At 70.0% G+C, this 17,378-nt stretch carries 16 protein-coding genes; 10 read left to right on the top strand and 6 right to left on the bottom strand.

From position 1 onward, the window contains the following. The first annotated feature begins 37 nt into the window (after positions 1-37). The 3 genes from rnr to rpmG all read left to right on the top strand — a co-directional run bounded on the left by rnr (position 38) and on the right by rpmG (position 3,394). Entirely contained in the window at positions 38-2,350 is a 2,313-nt protein-coding gene (rnr, locus tag ACSQ14_RS07435) for a ribonuclease R (protein WP_436011237.1), read from the top strand. A gap of 71 nt (positions 2,351-2,421) precedes the next feature. Further along, entirely contained in the window at positions 2,422-3,126 is a 705-nt protein-coding gene (locus tag ACSQ14_RS07430) for an NUDIX hydrolase (RefSeq protein WP_436011235.1), read from the top strand. 100 nt (positions 3,127-3,226) lie between these two features. Continuing rightward, complete coding sequence (gene rpmG / locus ACSQ14_RS07425; RefSeq protein ID WP_012521869.1) at positions 3,227-3,394, top strand: 50S ribosomal protein L33; 168 nt, start codon at positions 3,227-3,229, stop codon at positions 3,392-3,394. On the opposite strand, the gene ACSQ14_RS07420 is transcribed toward rpmG, so the two are convergent. From ACSQ14_RS07420 to ACSQ14_RS07410, 3 genes are all read right to left on the bottom strand, one after another. After that, positions 3,387-3,632: a DUF559 domain-containing protein gene (locus ACSQ14_RS07420; RefSeq protein ID WP_436011232.1), complete on the bottom strand. Its 246-nt coding sequence runs from the start codon at positions 3,630-3,632 to the stop codon at positions 3,387-3,389. The two genes, rpmG and ACSQ14_RS07420, sit on opposite strands and share 8 nt — an antisense overlap. A 63-nt stretch (positions 3,633-3,695) precedes the next feature. Beyond that, positions 3,696-5,060 (bottom strand): PleD family two-component system response regulator, encoded by a 1,365-nt coding sequence (locus ACSQ14_RS07415; protein ID WP_436011230.1) that lies wholly within the window; start codon positions 5,058-5,060, stop codon positions 3,696-3,698. 4 nt (positions 5,061-5,064) lie between these two features. After that, positions 5,065-5,430, bottom strand: a complete 366-nt coding sequence (locus ACSQ14_RS07410) for a response regulator (protein WP_436011228.1) — start codon at positions 5,428-5,430, stop codon at positions 5,065-5,067. Between the two features lie 116 nt (positions 5,431-5,546). Between ACSQ14_RS07410 and ACSQ14_RS07405 the strand changes: the two genes are divergently transcribed. Further along, positions 5,547-6,209, top strand: coding sequence for a hypothetical protein (locus ACSQ14_RS07405; protein WP_436011226.1), 663 nt, complete (start codon positions 5,547-5,549; stop codon positions 6,207-6,209). Positions 6,210-6,341: 132 nt separating this feature from the next. On the opposite strand, the gene ACSQ14_RS07400 is transcribed toward ACSQ14_RS07405, so the two are convergent. Next, positions 6,342-7,805 carry a hypothetical protein gene (locus ACSQ14_RS07400; RefSeq protein ID WP_436011224.1) on the bottom strand — a complete coding sequence of 488 codons (1,464 nt, stop codon included), beginning with the start codon at positions 7,803-7,805 and terminating at the stop codon, positions 6,342-6,344. A gap of 239 nt (positions 7,806-8,044) precedes the next feature. Between ACSQ14_RS07400 and ACSQ14_RS07395 the strand changes: the two genes are divergently transcribed. The 4 genes from ACSQ14_RS07395 (at position 8,045) to clpA (ending at position 13,015) form a co-directional block, all read left to right on the top strand. Beyond that, positions 8,045-8,938 (top strand): ROK family protein, encoded by an 894-nt coding sequence (locus ACSQ14_RS07395; protein WP_436011222.1) that lies wholly within the window; start codon positions 8,045-8,047, stop codon positions 8,936-8,938. Further along, entirely contained in the window at positions 8,935-10,209 is a 1,275-nt protein-coding gene (locus ACSQ14_RS07390) for a DNA polymerase IV (RefSeq protein WP_436011220.1), read from the top strand. Before ACSQ14_RS07395 ends, ACSQ14_RS07390 begins: the two co-directional genes overlap by 4 nt. A gap of 145 nt (positions 10,210-10,354) precedes the next feature. Continuing rightward, positions 10,355-10,684, top strand: a complete 330-nt coding sequence (clpS, locus tag ACSQ14_RS07385; protein WP_436011218.1) for an ATP-dependent Clp protease adapter ClpS — start codon at positions 10,355-10,357, stop codon at positions 10,682-10,684. 6 nt (positions 10,685-10,690) lie between these two features. Beyond that, positions 10,691-13,015, top strand: a complete 2,325-nt coding sequence (gene clpA / locus ACSQ14_RS07380; RefSeq protein WP_436011216.1) for an ATP-dependent Clp protease ATP-binding subunit ClpA — start codon at positions 10,691-10,693, stop codon at positions 13,013-13,015. A gap of 180 nt (positions 13,016-13,195) precedes the next feature. Here clpA and ACSQ14_RS07375 read toward each other — a convergent pair whose 3' ends face one another. Both ACSQ14_RS07375 and ACSQ14_RS07370 read right to left on the bottom strand, forming a co-directional pair. Beyond that, positions 13,196-13,750, bottom strand: a complete 555-nt coding sequence (locus ACSQ14_RS07375; protein ID WP_436011214.1) for a VOC family protein — start codon at positions 13,748-13,750, stop codon at positions 13,196-13,198. Positions 13,751-13,861: 111 nt separating this feature from the next. Next, complete coding sequence (locus ACSQ14_RS07370) at positions 13,862-14,302, bottom strand: HIT family protein (RefSeq protein WP_436011212.1); 441 nt, start codon at positions 14,300-14,302, stop codon at positions 13,862-13,864. A gap of 390 nt (positions 14,303-14,692) precedes the next feature. On the opposite strand from ACSQ14_RS07370, the gene ACSQ14_RS07365 reads away from it, so the two are divergent. Beyond that, positions 14,693-15,529 (top strand): formate/nitrite transporter family protein, encoded by an 837-nt coding sequence (locus ACSQ14_RS07365; RefSeq protein WP_436011210.1) that lies wholly within the window; start codon positions 14,693-14,695, stop codon positions 15,527-15,529. Positions 15,530-15,588: 59 nt separating this feature from the next. Further along, a complete protein-coding gene (locus ACSQ14_RS07360; protein ID WP_436011208.1) occupies positions 15,589-17,319 on the top strand; it encodes a protein kinase domain-containing protein in 1,731 nt (576 codons plus the stop codon). Positions 17,320-17,378 lie beyond the last annotated feature (59 nt).

Below are 17,378 nucleotides of genomic sequence, written 5' to 3'. Positions count from 1 at the left end.
CAAGGCGACTCGGCGTTCAAAGCTGCTAAGCAAAGCCATGGCCAAACCACCCCGCTCGCCCAAGCTGACCCGTCCGCCGCAGGGCCTGCCCGATCGGGACACCCTGCTGAAGTACCTGCGCGAGACGGGCGAGGCCGATAAGGCGGCGATCGCCCGCGCCTTCGGCTTGAAGGGCGCGGACCGGCGGGCGCTGCGCGACCTGCTGAAGGAGCTGGAAGGCCAGGGCGCGCTCGGCCGGCGCGGCCGCCGCGGCTTCGCCGAAGCCGGCGCCCTGCCCGAGGTCGGCGTCGTCGACGTCGTCGAGCGCGATCCGGACGGCGACCTGCTGGTCAAGCTGACCAAGGGCCAGGACGCGCCGCTCGTGCTGCTGGCGCCGGACCGCCAGGCCGAGGCCGGCCAGGCCCCCGGGCTGGGCGACCGGCTGCTGGTGCGCTTTGTCCGCGGCGAGGACGGTCAGCTCGAGGCGCGGCTGATCAAGCGGCTGGGCCAGAGCGCCCACCGGGTGCTCGGCGTGGTCCGCAAGGCGCGCCGCGAAGTCCGCGTCGAGCCGGTGGACCGCCGCTCCAAGGACAGCCTGGTGATCCCCGACTACGCCGCTGGCGACCTGCGCGACGGCGACCTGGTGGTCGCCCAGGTCGGCCCGGCCGAGCGCCGCTACGGGCCGCACCGCGGCAAGGTGCTGGAGGTGATCGGCCGCGAGGACGAGCCGCGCGCCGCCTCGCTGATCGCCATCCACGCCCACGGCATCCCGACCGGCTTCAGCCCGGCCGCCGAGGCCGAAGCCGAGGCCGCCGAGCCGCCGACCCTGGCCGGCCGCGAGGACCTGCGCGACGTGCCGCTGATCACCATCGACCCGGCCGACGCGCGCGACCACGACGACGCCGTCTACGCCGAGCCGGACACCGACGCCGGCAACCCCGGCGGCTGGATCGTCTGGGTGGCGATCGCCGACGTCGCCGCCTACGTCCGCTCGGGCACCGCGCTCGACCAGGAGGCGCGCGACAAGGGCAACAGCGTCTACTTCCCCGACCGGGTCGAGCCGATGCTGCCGGAGCGGCTGTCGAACGGCCTCTGCAGCCTGCACGAAGGCGAAAACCGCGCCTGCATGGCGGTGCGGATGGTGTTCGGCGCCGATGGGCGCAAGCGCTCGCACCGCTTCGTTCGCGGGCTAATGCGCTCGGCGGCCAAGCTCTCCTACGAGCAGGCGCAAGCCGCGATCGACGGTGCGCCCGACGACAAGACCGGGCCGATCCTGGAGCCGATCCTGAAGCCGCTGTGGGCCGCCTACCACGCGATGAAGAAGGGCCGCGACGCCCGCTCGCCGGTCGGCATCGAAAGCACCGAGCGCAAGGTGGTGATCGACGCCGAAGGCCAGATCGCCAGCATCACGCCGCGCAGCTCGCTCGAGGCCCACAAGCTGATCGAGGAGATGATGATCCAGGCCAACGTCAGCGCCGCCGAGACGTTGGAAGGCAAGCGCTCGCCGCTGATCTACCGGATCCACGACGCCCCCAGCCCCGAGAAGCTTCAGGCGCTGGGCGACTTCCTGGGCACCTTGGGCATCAGCTGGACCCGCGGCGAGACCGTGCGCACCGAGCGCTTCAACCGGTTGCTGGAGCAGGTCCGCGACACCCCGCACTACGACATCGTCAACGAGGTCGTGCTGCGGACCCAGATGCAGGCCATCTATTCGGACGAGAACATCGGCCACTTCGGCCTCAACCTGCAGCGCTACGCGCACTTCACCTCGCCGATCCGCCGCTACGCCGACCTGATCGTCCACCGGGCGCTGATCCGCGCGCTGGGGCTGGGCGACGACGGCCTGACCGATCGCGACCTCGCCCAGATCAAGAGCACGGCGGAGATGATCACCTTCGCCGAGCGTCGCGCCATGGCCGCCGAGCGTGACGCCATGGACCGCTACATCGCCGCCTTCCTCGCCGACCACGTCGGCGCCGAGTTCGACGGCAAGATCACCGGCGTCACCCGCTTCGGCCTGTTCGTGCGGCTGGCCGAGACCGGGGCCGACGGTCTGGTGCCGGTCTCCACCCTCGGCGGCGAGTATTTCGTCCACGACGACCGCGCGCACGCGCTGGTTGGCGAACGCTCCGGCGCGCGCTGGCCGCTCGGCATGACCGTGCGGGTGCGGCTGGCGGAGGCCACCCCGGTCACTGGCGGCCTGGTGTTCGCCATGCTCAGCGATCCGGCCCCGGCCGACCCCAGCGCGCCGCGCCCGCGGCTCGGGATGCGCGAACGCGGCGATCGCCGGCCGCCGAGCCGGCCCGGCCGGCCGCCCGGCGTCCGTACCGGCCGCCAGCAGAAGATGGGCGGCAAGCGCAAGGGACGGTGAGCCTCACATCGTGATCGCGCGCGCCGATTCGAGCCTTTCCCCGGCGCGCCCGGCCCCCTAGAGAGGCTGCGATGTCCGAAGCTGTTATCGCCGCCACCAAGCCGCAGGGGCCGCCCCTCGCCCACGGGCAGCGGGCCGTGCGCCCGAAGAACGCCGCGACCATGATCCTGATCCGCCGCGACGGCCCGCAGCCGCGCGTGCTGATGGGCCGGCGCAACAACCGCCACACCTTCATGCCGGGCATGTGGGTGTTTCCCGGCGGCCGCGTCGACCGCGCCGACCATCGCGCGCCGACCGCCTCGGATCTGCGTCCGGACGTCGCCCGGGTGTTCGAGGCCCACGGCAGGCCCGGCCGGGCGCTCGCCCTGGCGGCGATCCGCGAGACCTGGGAGGAGGCTGGCCTCTTGATGGCCAAACCCGCCCCTGGGCGTCCCGGAGCCGGTCCCTGGCGGGACTTCCTGGCCCAGGGCGCCCTGCCCGACCTCGCCGCCCTCGACCTGGTCGCCCGCGCCATCACGCCGTCGTCGATCGCCAAGCGGTTCGACACCTGGTTCCTGATGGCCGAGGCCGACCGCCTGCTCAGCCTGGATCGCCAGCCTGACTGCGGCGAGCTCGACGAGATCGCCTGGGTCGACTTCGACGAGGCGCTGACGCTCGAGGTGCCGAACATCACCCGCTTCGTCCTGGGCGAGGCTTCCGCCCGTCTCGCCGACCCCGATCGCCCGCGGCCCTACCTGCGCAAAGGGGCCAGCAACCCGCTGCGCGCGATGCTGTAGACCCGCACCATTGACTTATGGGCGCGGATTCGTATTTTCCGTGCCTCTTTCGAACTCCCCGCCGGCGGCGCGTCCGCTCGGCCCGCCCAAGGACCGTGCCATGGCGAAGCCCGCCTCCATTAAAATCCGCCTGAATTCGACGGCGGACACCGGCTTCTTCTACGTGACCAAGAAGAACGCCCGCACCAAGACCGACAAGATGGTGCTGAAGAAGTACGACCCGATCGTGCGCAAGCACGTCGAGTTCAAGGAAGGCAAGATCAAGTAGGATCGCGCTTTTCAGCGACTTCCACGAAAACGCCCGGCGCATCGCCGGGCGTTTTTGATTCTGCCTCCCTCCCCTTCATGGGGAGGGACAGGCCGCGCCGGGCTGAGCCTTTGCCGGTCAGTATGGCTTGCCGGCGGAAGTGGTAACCCTGCTCACGGAGCGTTCGCAGGCGAGACCACAAGCGGCGCTCCTGAGGCGTCTTGGATTTTCGCAGGTCTCGAGCGCGCGTGGTCGTCATCCACCGCCCCACCCTGGCCGCTTTTGCGGCCTGTCCTCCCCATAAAGGGGAGGGACATGGCACTCACGCCGCGCGGGTGATCACCCGGTTCCGGCCGCCGGCCTTGGCGTCGTACATCGCCGCGTCGCCGCGCTTGAGCAGGCCCTCAGGGGTCAGCTCGCCGGGCAGGCTGGCGGCGACGCCGATCGAGATGGTGACGTCGAGCGCCTGGACGCCGCCGCTCACGCGGAACGGCGAGCCGGCGATGTGCAGGCGCAGGCGTTCGGCGATGCGGTGGGCGTCCTCGATGCGGGTGTCGGGCATGACGACGAGGAACTCCTCGCCGCCGTGGCGCACCGGCAGGTCGACGGCGCGGACGTTGGACGCCAGCCGCACGGCGAACTCGCGCAGCACCTCGTCGCCGACGTCGTGGCCGAAGCCGTCGTTGATCTTCTTGAAGTGGTCGATGTCGACCGCCAGCAGGCACACCGGCTCGCCGCCCTTCGCCGCCCGCTCGACCAGCGCGGTGAGCTGCCCGTCCATGTAACGGCGGTTGTGGAGCCCGGTGAGCTGGTCGGTGACCGCCAGCTCCAGCGACTGGTCGAGGTTGTTGCGCAGGTAGTCGGTGTAGCGCTTGCGGCGGATCTGGGTCTTGGCCCGCGCGCAGAGCTCGCCCGGGTCGACCGGACGGGCCAGAAGGTCGTTGACGCCGATCTCCAGCGCCTTGATCAGCCGCGCCCGCTGGTCGAAGTCGACGATGGCCAGCAGCGGCAGATTGCGGGTCGTCTCGTCGGTGCGGATCTGGGCGGCCAGCCGCAGGCCGTCGAAGCCCTTGGCGGCGGCGTTGACGATCAGCAGGTCGACCGGGCCGCGCGCGGCGATCAGCGCCTGCTCCGGATCGGTCTCGACCACCGGGCGGTGTTCGATCGCCAGCTCGGCGGCGATTCGCTCGGCCTGGCGGGGATTGTCGTCGACCACGAGGATGCGGCCGCCGGAGCCGCCGAGGCGCGAGGCGGCGCCGGCGATCACGCCGATGCGGCGGCCCGAGGCCTCCCGCTCGCGCAGCTCGTCCATCACCGCCTTCAGGCGCGTCAGGCTGCGCACCCGGGCGAACAGCATGACGTCGTCGATCGGCTTGGTCAGGAAGTCGTCGGCGCCCGCCTCGAGGCCGGCGACGCGATCGGAGCGGCCGTCCAGCGCGGTCACCAGCACCACCGGGATGTGCCGGGTCGCCGGGTCTTCCTTCAGCTTGCGGCAGACGGTGAAGCCGTCCATTCCCGGCATCATCACGTCCAGCAGGATGATGTCCGGGGTCTCGGCGGCGGCCACGGCGATGCCCGAGGGGCCGTCGGTGGCGGTCAGAACCTCGTAGTATTCGGCCGACAGGCGCGCCTGCAGCAGCCGGATGTTGGCCTCGAGGTCGTCAATGACCAGGATGCGGGCAGTCATCGGATCAATCCAGCAGCTTGCGGATCGTGTCCAGGAAGTGGGCCACCGAGATCGGCTTGGAGATGTAGGCCTCGCACCCGCCCTCGCGGATGCGCTCCTCGTCGCCCTTCATGGCGAAGGCGGTGACGGCGACGACGGGAATCGGAGCCAGCTCCTCGTCCTCCTTCAGCCACTTGGTCACCTCGAGGCCGGAGATCTCCGGCAACTGGATGTCCATGAGGATGAGGTCGGGCCGATGCTCGCGGGCGAGCGACAGCGCCTGCAGCCCCTCACGGGTCTCCAGGATGTCGTACCCCTGAGCTTCGAGCAGATCATGAAACAGCTTCATGTTCAGCTCGTTATCCTCGACGATGAGGACCTTCTTGGCCATTGCGGACCCAGCGCTGTGATTGGGGGCGCTCGCACGCAACGCACGCCGTCCCCATTTGTGAGGCCTTGATCACACGGCATATCCTTAAACTTCGTTAGTCGCACCTCGGAGCCAATTTGCTCGCCCGACCGGACATCCCCGCCGCCGCACCGAGGCTTCAGTCGCTGGGCCTCTCGCCCGACCGGCCGCTGGTGGTCGTCGACGTGGACGAGGTGCTTGGCCTGTTCATCAAGGGGTTCGCCGAGTTCCTGGCGCGCGAGGGCCTCGACTTCCGCCTCGACCGCTACGCGCTGTTCCAGAACATCTACGCGCCCGGCGCCGCCGAGCCGATCGCCGAGGCGCAGGCCAAGGCCCTGTATCAGAGCTATTTCCGCAGCCACTGCGGTGCGCTGGAGCCGGCGCCCGGGGCGATCGCCGCGTTGGAGAAGCTGCACCGCGCGGCGGAGATCGTGATTCTGTCGAACGCCCCGGCCGAGGCCGAGACGCTGCGCCGCGGCTGGCTGACCCGCCACGGCCTGGCGCATCCGCTGATCCTCAACCGCGGGCCGAAGGGGCCGATGACCGCCGGCCTGGTGCGCCAGAGCCGCGGCCGCTCGGCCTTCATCGACGACATTCTCGAGAATCTCGATTCGGTCGCCGAGCACGCGCCGCAGACCGCCACCTTCCAGCACGTCGCCGACGAGCGCCTGCGCCCACTCGCCCCGCGCTCCGCGCGCCACCGCCGGATCGACGACTGGGCGGAGCTGGGTCTGGCGGTCGAGGAGGCGGTGCGGGGGTAGCGAGAACGCCCCTTCCGTCTCGCGCCTTGCGGCGGCGCGATCCACCTCTCCCGCTGCGCGGTGGAGGATCTGAGCCAAGATGCTCCACCGCTTGCGGGGGGAGCTGTCAGCGAAGCTGACTGAGGGGACGTTCTATCGCCCCGCCACTTCCAGCGCATCCTTGCGGGCGTGCACCACCGCCCAGCGGTCGCGGTAGACCAGCTTCCAGCCGGGCTTGGCGTCCATCTGCTTGGCCAACGGCTCGCGCGGCTGGAGGATGGTCCAGGCAAGGCCGTACTTGGCCGCGGCGCGGTCGAACTCGGCGGCGTCGCCGCGCATCAGCCGGATGTGGCCGCTGAAGAAGTCGTCGCCGTACATGTCGGCGCGACCGTCGATGAACGGCTTCACCCCGCTGAACGCCAGATAGCCGCCGAAGCTGTAGGTGTTCAGCACCGGCTGGGCGCGCAGCGCGACCGGTACGTGCTGCAGCGCGATCTTCGGGGTGGTGACCGCGTCGTTGCGCACCACCGGATCGGCGGCGCGCACGCCGATCATCACCAGCGCGCCGAGCGCGAACACCACCGCCGGGAGCCACGGCATGGCCAGCGGCCGCGGCGCCTGGCGGCCGAAGCTGCGGCCGATCGGCTCGGCGAGCAGCAGCGGACCGATCAGCGCCAGCACCAGCATGTGCCGCTGATGGGTCAGCGCCATGTGGAAGATGAACAGCAGCAGCAGGGTGCGGAAAACCGGCACTTTCACCCCGCGGCTGAGGCAGACCAGCAGGGTGACCAGAATCGCCGCCTGGAACTCGGACATTTTGCGGAAGTCCGGCGGCAGCCATTCGACGATGCCGTTCAGCGTCTTCATCGTCATGATGTGGAACGGATAGGTGATCGCGTGCAGGCCGTTCGGCGTCAGCAGGATCGCCACCAGGCAGGCGGCGGCGAACAGCCCCCAGTCGCGGATCACCGGCCAGGGTTGGCGCCGCTGCTCCCACAGCGCCTCCAGCGCCAGCGGGGCGGCGACCAGCGCGCCGAACACGAAGCTGCCGTGCAGATTGGCCCACAGCACCATCAGGCCGGCCAGCCACAGCGGCGGCGCGCGGCCCTCGGCGCGGGCGTCCAGCAGCCGGCCGGTCCAGTAGATCATGATCGGCAGCGCCAGCAGGTGCGGCCGGGTGAACAGGCCGACCCACATGCAGCCGACGCTGAGCCAGGCGACGACCGCCAGCGCGATCGGCCCCAGCCAGCGCGACAGCCAGCCGAGGAACAGCCCCATGGAGAGCGCCGTCGCCAGGCCGAAGAGCACGACGATCCCGGTCCAGCCCGCCGCCTTGTAGGCCGCGATCATGGCGATCTCGGACAGCCACTCGTGCGGCACCCACGGCTGGCCGCCATGGGTGAAGGAGAAGGGGTCGAAGTTCGGCACCCGGCCGTGGTCGAGCATCCACTGCCCGGCCGCGAGGTGCCAGTAGGTGTCGCCGTCGTTCAGGACCCGCGGGTTGAACAGCAGGATGGCGAACACCGCCAGGCAGGCGCCGGCGATGACGACCTCGCGCAGCCCCCACGACAAGCGCAGGATTCGGGCGGAGTTGGCGGCGGCGGGAATGGAGGCCATGACGGCTGGGCCAATAGCGCCGAATGGGCAGGCCGGAAAGCGGCGCGACGGCGCAGGCGCACCTCCAACCCTGTCATCCCGGCCGGAGCGATAGCGGAGAGCCGGGACCCAGGGGCGATGCGCGCGGCCCCTGGGTCCCGGATCGGCCTTCCAGGCCGTCCGGGATGACGGTGCAGTTTACCCCCTGAGCGCATTTCTGCCCCTCAGCAGAGCGGAACAAATCGGGTATCACCGGACACATGATCCGCATCGGCGTCGATTTCGGCGGCACCAAGATCGAGGCGGCGGCGCTGGACGCCGAGGGCCGCTTCCGAGCCCGCGTGCGCGCGCCCTCCCCGCCGAGCTACGAGGCGGCGCTGCAGACGGTGCGCGACCTGGTCGCCGAGGCCGAGCGGCAGGCCGGGGCGCGCGCGGCGGCGGTCGGCGTCGGCGGGCCGGGCTCGGTGTCGCCAGCCAGCGGCCTGATGCGCAACGCCAACTCCACCCACCTGAACGGCCGGCCGTTCCCGGACGACCTGGCGCGGGTGCTGGCGCGGCCGGTCCGCTACGGCAACGACGCGGACTGTCTGGCGCTGTCCGAGGCGACTGACGGCGCCGGCTGCGGCGCCGGCGTGGTGTTCGGGGTGATCCTCGGCACCGGCTGCGGCGGCGGGGTGGTGGCGCACGGCCGGCTGGTGGCCGGCGCCAACCGTTTCGCCGGCGAATGGGGCCACACGCCCCTGCCCTGGCCGAGCGGCGACGAGCACCCAGGTCCGCGCTGTTGGTGCGGGCGGCTGGGCTGCATGGAGCTGTGGGCGTCAGGCCCCGGCTTCGCCCGCGCCGCCGGCCGCCCGGCCGAGGCGGTGGTCGCCGCCGCCCGCGCCGGCGAGGCCCACGCCGAACGCGAGCTCGAGCGCTACGTCGACCGGCTGGGGCGCGGGCTGGCGGTAGTCTGCGACGTGCTTGACCCCGACGTCATCGTGCTCGGCGGCGGCCTGTCCAACGTCGCCGAGCTTTACGACCGGCTGCCGGCGGCGATCGGCGGCCACGTCTTCTCCGACAGCTTCGCCACCCCGGTGCGGCCGGCGGCGCACGGCGATTCCTCCGGCGTGCGCGGCGCGGCCTGGCTCTGGCCGCTGGAGCCCGGGCGGTGAAGGCCTTCTGCCGCGACTGCTTCTGGCAGGGCGGCCAGGCCACGCCCCGCTGTCCCGCCTGCGGCTCGCCGCGAATCGTCGCCCACGCCGAGCTCGAGCGGCTGGCCATCGCCCACATGGACTGCGACGCCTTCTACGCCTCGGTGGAGAAGCGCGACCGGCCAGAGCTGCGCGACGTCCCGGTGATCGTCGGCGGCGGCAAGCGCGGCGTGGTCACCACCTGCTGCTACATCGCCCGCATCTATGGCGTCCGCTCGGCCATGCCGATGTTCAAGGCGCTGAAGGCCTGTCCGGACGCCGTGGTGGTCAAGCCGGACTTCAGCAAGTACCGCACCGAGAGCCGGCGGATCCTCGGCATGGCGGCCGAGCTGACCCCGCTCATCCAGAACCTGTCGCTCGACGAGGCCTGGCTCGACCTGTCGGGCACCGAGCGGCTGCACGGCGCGCTGCCGGCCCTCACCCTGGCCCGGCTGCAGGCCCGCATCGAGGACGAGACCGGCTTGACCGTCTCGATCGGCCTGTCGGCCAACAAGTTCCTGGCGAAGATCGCCTCCGACCTCGACAAGCCACGCGGCTTTTCGGTGATCGGCGGCGTCGAGGCGCAGAGCTTCCTGGCGCCGAAGCCGGTGGCGATCCTGCCCGGCGTCGGCCCAGCGATGGCCGCGGCGCTGGAGAAGGCCGGCTTCCGCACGGTTGGCGCGCTGGCCCGCGCCGAGGTCCGCGACCTCGCCGACCGCTGGGGGGCGCACGGCCTGCGGCTGTCGGAGCTGGCCCGCGGCAAGGACGCCCGCCCGGTCGATCCCGATCAGGAGCGCAAGGGCATCAGCGCCGAGACCACCTTCGAGCACGACCTGACCGCGCTGGCGGCGCTGGAGGACAAGCTCGCGCCGCTCTGCGACAAGGTGGCGCGTCAGGCGCGCGCCGCGGGCGTGGCGGGCCGCACGGTCACCCTGAAATTGCGCACCACCGACTTCCGCATCGTCACCCGGCGGCGGACGCTGGCGGTGCCGACCCAGACCGCCAAGGCGCTGTTCGCCACCGGCCGCGAACTGCTCGCCCGGGAGGCCGGAAGCCGGCCGTGGCGGCTGATCGGCATCGGCCTCGCCGAGTTGGTGGACGCCGAATCAGCGACCGACGACTTCTTCGCCGGCGACGAGCGGCGAGCCCGCGCGAGCGAGCGGACGCTCGACGCCCTGCGACAACGCTACGGGGCCGACGCCGTCACCTCAGGTCGGATTTTGCGTGCAAAAGCGGCGCCCAAGGGGGAATGATGGGCGTTCCGCGGCAAGCGCCGTCGCGGACGGGGCGCCAGCCGTTGTGAGCGCATTCGTGATGGGTCCACCCTTCCAAATGGAAATGTTTGCCATATCTAATTGCGTGAGGATGGCGGGCGAGCCCCGTCAGGAGGTTCTGGCCATGGCCGAACGCAAGCAGGGTGATAACGACACCGGCGCCCGTTCGTCCGTGATCACCCAGACGAAGCCCAAGACGCAGAAGCCCTCAATGTATCGAGTGCTTCTACTGAACGACGATTACACGCCAATGGAATTCGTCGTCTACGTTCTTGAGCAGTTCTTCAATAAGTCGCGCGAAGATGCGACTCGGATCATGCTCCATGTTCACCAGCACGGTGTGGGCGTGTGCGGCGTGTTCACCTACGAAGTGGCGGAAACAAAAGTGGCCCAGGTCGTTGATACTGCACGGCGGCATCAACACCCGCTCCAGTGCACCATGGAAAAGGATTAGAGGCACTTGCCTTCATTCTCGCGCCAGCTCGAAGAGTCGCTTCATCGCGCCGTCGCCTACGCGAACCAGCGGAAGCACGAATACGCCACCCTTGAGCACTTGCTGCTCTCGTTGGTTGACGACGAGGACGCCGCCGGTGTGATGCGCGCGTGCGACGTGGACCTCGGTTCACTGCGCACCACTCTAACCAATTATGTGGACAACGAGCTGCGCTCGCTCGTGGTGGACGACGGGGAGGACGCCAAGCCTACCGCCGGCTTCCAACGGGTCATCCAGCGCGCGGTGATCCACGTGCAATCCTCCGGCCGCGAAGAGGTCACCGGCGCCAATGTGCTGGTCGCGATCTTCTCGGAGCGCGAGAGCCACGCCGCCTACTTCCTGCAAGAGCAGGACATGACGCGGTACGATGCGGTGAACTACATCGCCCACGGCATCGCCAAAAAGGCCGGCGCGTCGGAAAGCAAGCCGGTGAAGGGGTCGTCGGACGACGAGGAGAAGCCCTCCGTGAAGACCGGCGGCGAGGCGCTCGAGGCCTACTGCATCAACCTCAACGACAAGGCCCGCCAGGGTAAGGTCGATCCGCTGATCGGCCGTGCGGCCGAGGTCGAGCGCGCCATCCAGGTGCTCTGCCGGCGGACCAAGAACAACCCGCTGCTGGTCGGCGACCCCGGCGTCGGCAAGACCGCCATCGCCGAGGGTCTGGCGCGCAAGATCGTCAACAAGCAGGTCCCGGAGGTGCTCTCCGGCTCGACCATCTTCTCGCTCGACATGGGCGCGCTGCTGGCCGGCACCCGCTATCGCGGCGACTTCGAAGAGCGCGTGAAGCAGGTGGTGAAGGAGCTGGAGAACCACCCCGACGCCATCCTGTTCATCGACGAGATCCACACGGTGATCGGCGCCGGGGCGACCAGCGGCGGGGCGATGGACGCCTCCAACCTGCTGAAGCCGGCGCTGGCCTCGGGCACTCTGCGGTGCATGGGCTCGACGACCTACAAGGAGTTCCGCCAGCACTTCGAGAAGGACCGCGCGCTGGTGCGGCGCTTCCAGAAGATCGACGTGAACGAGCCGACCATTGAGGACACCATCAAGATCCTCAAGGGCCTGAAGACCTACTACGAGGAGTTCCACAAGCTCCGCTACACCAACGACGCCCTGAAGGCGGCGGTGGAGCTGTCGGCCAAGTACATCACCGACCGCAAGCTGCCGGACAAGGCCATCGACATCATCGACGAAGCCGGCGCCAGCCAGATGCTGCTGCCCGAGGCCAAGCGGAAGAAGACCATCGGGCTGAAGGAGGTCGAGGCCGTCGTCGCCAAGATCGCCCGCATCCCGCCGAAGTCGGTCTCCAAGTCGGACACCGAGGCGCTGAAGCAGCTGGAAAACGACCTGAAGCGCGCGGTCTACGGCCAGGACGAAGCGATCGAGAGCCTGTCCTCGGCCATGAAGATGGCCCGGGCCGGCCTGCGCGACGCCAACAAGCCGATCGGTTGCTACCTCTTCTCGGGGCCCACCGGCACCGGCAAGACGGAGACCGCCCGGCAGCTGGCCTCGACGCTCGGCATCGAACTGCTGCGCTTCGACATGAGCGAGTACATGGAGCGCCACACCGTGAGCCGCCTGATCGGCGCGCCTCCCGGTTATGTCGGCTTCGACCAAGGCGGTCTGCTGACCGATGCGGTCGACCAGCACCCGCACGCCGTCGTTCTGCTCGACGAAATCGAGAAGGCGCACCCGGACGTCTACAACATCCTCCTGCAGGTGATGGACCACGGGCAGCTGACCGACTCGAACGGCAAGAAGATCGACTTCCGCAACGTGGTCCTGATCATGACCACCAACGCGGGGGCCTCCGACGCCCAGCGCAACTCGATCGGCTTCGGCCGCGGCAAGGCCGAGGACGAGGTGGACGAGGCGCTGAAGCGGACCTTCACGCCGGAGTTCCGCAACCGTCTCGACGCGGTGGTGCAGTTCCACGCCCTGACCCAGGAGATCATCCGCCAGGTCGTGCAGAAGTTCGTCATGCAGCTGGAAGCCCAGCTGGCGGACCGGCACGTCACCATCGAGACCGATGAGGAGGCCACCGACTGGCTGGCCAAGAACGGCTTCGACGAACTCTATGGCGCGCGCCCCCTGGCCCGGGTCATCCAGGAGAGCATCAAGAAGCCGCTGGCCGACGAGATCCTCTTCGGCCGACTGGTCAAGGGCGGCCACGTCCGCGTGGTGCTCAAGGACGGCAAGCTGGCGTTCGAAATCGAGGGCGGCGAACGCGAACGCGGCGCCCCGGTCATCGAAAAGCCCTCCGAGGATGCGACTCCGGAGCTGGCCGACTAAGGCGTCGGCTTCAGGACAGGGAAAGGCCCCGGACCTCAGGTCCGGGGCCTTTTTCGTGGCGGAGTGAAGATGCTCCCCCTCAGGGGGAGCTGTCGCGAAGCGACTGAGGGGGTTTCCGCTCAGAAGTCGGCGGCTTCACCCCCTCCGGCCCTCCGGACCACCTCCCCCTGAGGGGGAGGATCAACCCTTCGCCAGGGCCGCCAGATCCTCGGCCAGCGCCGCGCCGGAGCGCACCGGGTCGCGGCCGTCCCAGCGGCGGGCCAGCGCCTCCATCCCCTGGAAGGCCGCCAGCGTCGACGGCGGCGGCTGGATCAGCTCCAGGTGCAGACCGCCGGGGATGAACTCCTCCAGGTAGACGAACTTCAGGCCGGTCGGCATCTGGCCGGACTGCAGCACGCGGTCCTGCAGGCCGCGCCCGACCAGCAGCCCGTCGAGGTCATCGACCAGGCAGGCGTAGTGGTTGAGCTTCCCGGCGTCGGTCGCCAGCGCGCGAGAGTAGAGGCTGTCAGCGTCGCTGAGCGGCTGGATCAGCTCGATCTGCATGTCGGCCCAGTAGCCGAAGGCGATGCGCAGGCTGAGCGGGGTCGGGACCCCGCGATAGACGTAGCCGTCGAGCGCATGGTCCATCACATAGAACGGCCCCGCCCCGGTGCGCTCGGCCCAGACCCGGGCGGCGGCCTCGGCGTCCGGGACCACATAGCCCTGCTGCACGATGCGGCCGAAATCGGCGGTCATCTGGCGCCTCCCTGTCGGCGACGTCTGGCGCGTCGCCTTGAGGGATCATCCGCCTGCCGAAGCCGCTTGGCCAGCGGCGTGAAGATGCTCCCCCTCAGGGGGAGATCTCCCCTAGCTAATCTTCGCGGCGATCTGCGCGGCCAGCGCCTTCAGCTCGTCCATGTCGCCCATCTGGCCGCCGGCGTGCCGACCGAGCGGGCCGTCGCCGGCCCAGCGCGGGATGATGTGGAAGTGCAGGTGGAAGACGGTCTGGCCGGTCGGCGCGCCGTTCAGCTGGAACACCATCACCCCGTCCGGATTGAACGCCGCGCGCACCGCGCGCGCGACCCGCTGCACGCCGAGGATCAGGTTGGAGAGCTTCTCCGGCTCTTCCTCCAGCAGGTTGCGGGCCTCGCTGTGCTTGGGGATCACCAGGGTGTGGCCCTTGCCTTGCGGGAAGGCGTCCATGAAGGCGTAGACGTGGTCGTCCTCGAACACCCGGGCCGACGGAATCTCGCCGCGCAGGATCTTGGCGAAGATGTTGTCGTGGTCGTAGGTCCCGTCCAGGCTCATGGCGCGCCTCCTGATGCTCAGGGCTCGGTGGTAGCAAATGGGGGCTAAGGGGCAAAGCCGGCCGTCGCCTACAGCCTAGGTTTTAGGCGCCGGCTGCGCCGCAACGCTCAATTGCAGATCATCTTGGGCGTGTGCACAGCGACCTGCGGGGGCCGGTTTGCGCCGCCGCGGCAAAAGCCTTTCTCGTGCGGCGAAGGCGATGCATCCGCCCGGCGAGGGCCGGATGCGCGGGACCGCGAGGAAGCGGCTCCGTCCGAGGCCGACGCGATTGCAGCAACGGCGCTGCCCCTGCCCGATCCCTGCCGCCGAAGTCCGCGCAGGATGACGGCCGCACGACGCCCGCGACGCCGCCCCCACCTCCGCCGAGGTCAGAAGAGGCTCGAGTTTTCAATGGCATATCTCGCACCGACAGAATTCGTCACCAAGATGATCGACGCTGGCGAAGCCAAGATCTTCATGTCGACCCGCGACACGGTGATCCGCGCCTACATGGCCGGCGCGATCCTGGCGATCGCCGCGGTCTTCGCCGTCACCGTCACCGTCCAGACCGGCAGCGGCATCCTGGGCGCGGTGCTGTTCCCGGTCGGCTTCTGCATGCTCTACCTGCTGGGCTTCGACCTGCTGACCGGCGTCTTCACGCTCGCCCCGCTGGCGCTGATCGACAAGCGGCCGGGCGTCACCCTCGGCGGCGTGCTGCGCAACTGGGGCCTGGTCTTCCTCGGCAACTTCGCCGGTGCGCTGACCGTCGCCCTGATGATGGCGATCTGTTTCACCTACGGCTTCAGCCAGGCGCCCGACGCGGTCGGCCAGAAGATCGGCCACATCGGCGAAGGCCGCACGCTCGGCTACGCCGCACACGGCGCGGCCGGCATGCTCACCCTGTTCATCCGCGGGGTGCTCTGCAACTGGATGGTCTCGACCGGCGTGGTCGGCGCGATGATGTCGACCTCGGTCTCCGGCAAGGTGATCGCGATGTGGATGCCGGTGATGCTGTTCTTCGCCATGGCCTTCGAGCACTCGGTAGTGAACATGTTCCTGTTCCCCTCGGGCCTGATGCTCGGCGGCAACTTCTCGATCATGGACTACCTGATCTGGAACGAGATCCCGACCGTGCTCGGGAACCTGGTCGGCGGCCTCGCCTTCGTCGGCCTGACGCTCTACTCCACCCATGTTCGCACCGGCGCCTCGCGCGCCAAGGTTGGCGCGGCGCAGATCGCGGGCGAATAAGAGCCTCGGCGCGGCGCACGAAGGGCCTCCTTCGCGCGCCGCAGCCGGAGCGGGGGTGAATGGCGCGCGCACTGACGATCTCGCTCGGCCAGTATTCGGCGCGCGGGCGCAAGGCCACCAACCAGGACTTCCACGGGGCCATCGTCCCCGTGGGCTCGGCCCTCAGCCTCAAGGGCGTCGCGGTGGCGCTGGCCGACGGCATCAGCACCAGCGCGTTCAGCCACATCGCCGCCGAGATGGCGGTGAAGAGCTTCCTGACCGACTACTATGACGCCTCCGACGCCTGGACGGTCAGGACCTGCGCCGAACGGGTGCTGGTCGCGACCAACGCCTGGCTGCACGGCCAGGGCCGCGCGACGCGGCACGAAGGCGATCTCGACCGCGGCTATGTCTGCACCTTCAGCGCCCTGGTCCTGAAGGCCCGCAGCGCGCACCTCTTCCACGTCGGCGACGCGCGCATCTACCGACGGGCTGGGGACAGCCTCGAGCCGCTGACCGAGGACCACCGCGTCGTCATCGCCGGCGAGCGCTATCTCGGCCGCGCCCTCGGCATGGCCCCGGTCGTGGCGATCGACTACCGGACGACCACGCTGGCGGAGGGCGACCTGTTCGTTCTCTGCACCGACGGCCTGCACGAGCAGCTCAGCCCCCGCGAGATCCTCGGCTGCATCCAGGCGGCGGGGAGCGACCTCGACGCGGCGGCTCGCGATCTGGCCGAGGCGGCGCGGGCGCGCGGCGGCGCCGACGACGTCACGGTGCAGGTCGTCCGCATCGACGCCCTGCCCGATCCGGACGCCGACGACGTGCTGGAGAGCGCCGAGTTGCTGGCGCCGCCGCCGCCGCTCGAGCCGGCCATGGAGTTCGACGGCTACCGGCTGCTGCGCCGGCTCCACGAAACGCCGCGCAGCCACATCTTCCTGGCGGCCGACATCGCCTCCGGCGAACAGGTGGCGTTGAAGGTCCCGGCCTCGGACCTGCGCGGCGACCCGGTGCTGTTGCGGCAGTTCGCCATGGAGGAGTGGATCGCGCGCCGGGTCAGCAGCCCGCACCTGCTGAAGGCCGCCGCGGCCCAGCGCCCGCGTAGCGCCCTCTACGTGGTCACCGAGCATGTCGCCGGGATCACCCTGCGCCAATGGATGCACGACCATCCGAAGCCGGAGCTCGAGGCGGTGCGCGCCATCGTCGAGCAGTTGGCGCAGGGCCTGCGGGCGCTGCACCGCAAGCAGATGGTGCATCGCGACCTGCGGCCCGAGAACGTGATGATCACGCCCGACGGGACGGTGAAGATCATCGACTTCGGCTCGGCGCGCGTGTCCGGCGTCGTGGAGGCGCAGGTCGGCGCCGCCGCCGACGAGGCGCTGCTCGGCGCCCTGCAGTACACCGCCCCGGAGTGTCTGGTCGGCGAGGCGGCGAGCTGGCGCGCCGACCTCTTTTCGCTCGGCGTGATCGCCTACGAGATGCTCACCGGGCGGCTGCCCTACGGCGCGCGCGCGGCGCGGGTGCGCACCCGCGCGCAGCAGCGCGCGCTCGACTACGCCGCGGCCAGCGACAGCCGGCGGCCGCTGCCCGCGTGGGTGGACGGCGCCCTGCGCGCCGCCGTGCACCCCGATCCGTCGCGACGCTACGAAGCGCTGTCGGAGTTCGTCGCCGACCTCCGGACCCCGAACCAGCGGCACGCGCCGAGCGGCTTCCGGCCGCTCGCCGAACGCGACCCGCTGCGGTTCTGGCAGATCGTGTCCCTGGCCCTCGCCGCCTTGGTGCTGGTGCTGGCCGCACGCCTCGCAAGCTGAGCGGCGCTGACATGACAACGCCCGCCGGCTTTCGCTGGCGGGCGTTTTCGCTGTCCGAC

The sequence above is a fragment of the Phenylobacterium sp. LjRoot219 genome (assembly GCF_964252995.1).
Lineage (GTDB): Bacteria > Pseudomonadota > Alphaproteobacteria > Caulobacterales > Caulobacteraceae > Phenylobacterium.
Note: the sequence above shows the minus strand (reverse complement) of the source record. Positions and strands in the feature narration are given on the sequence as shown.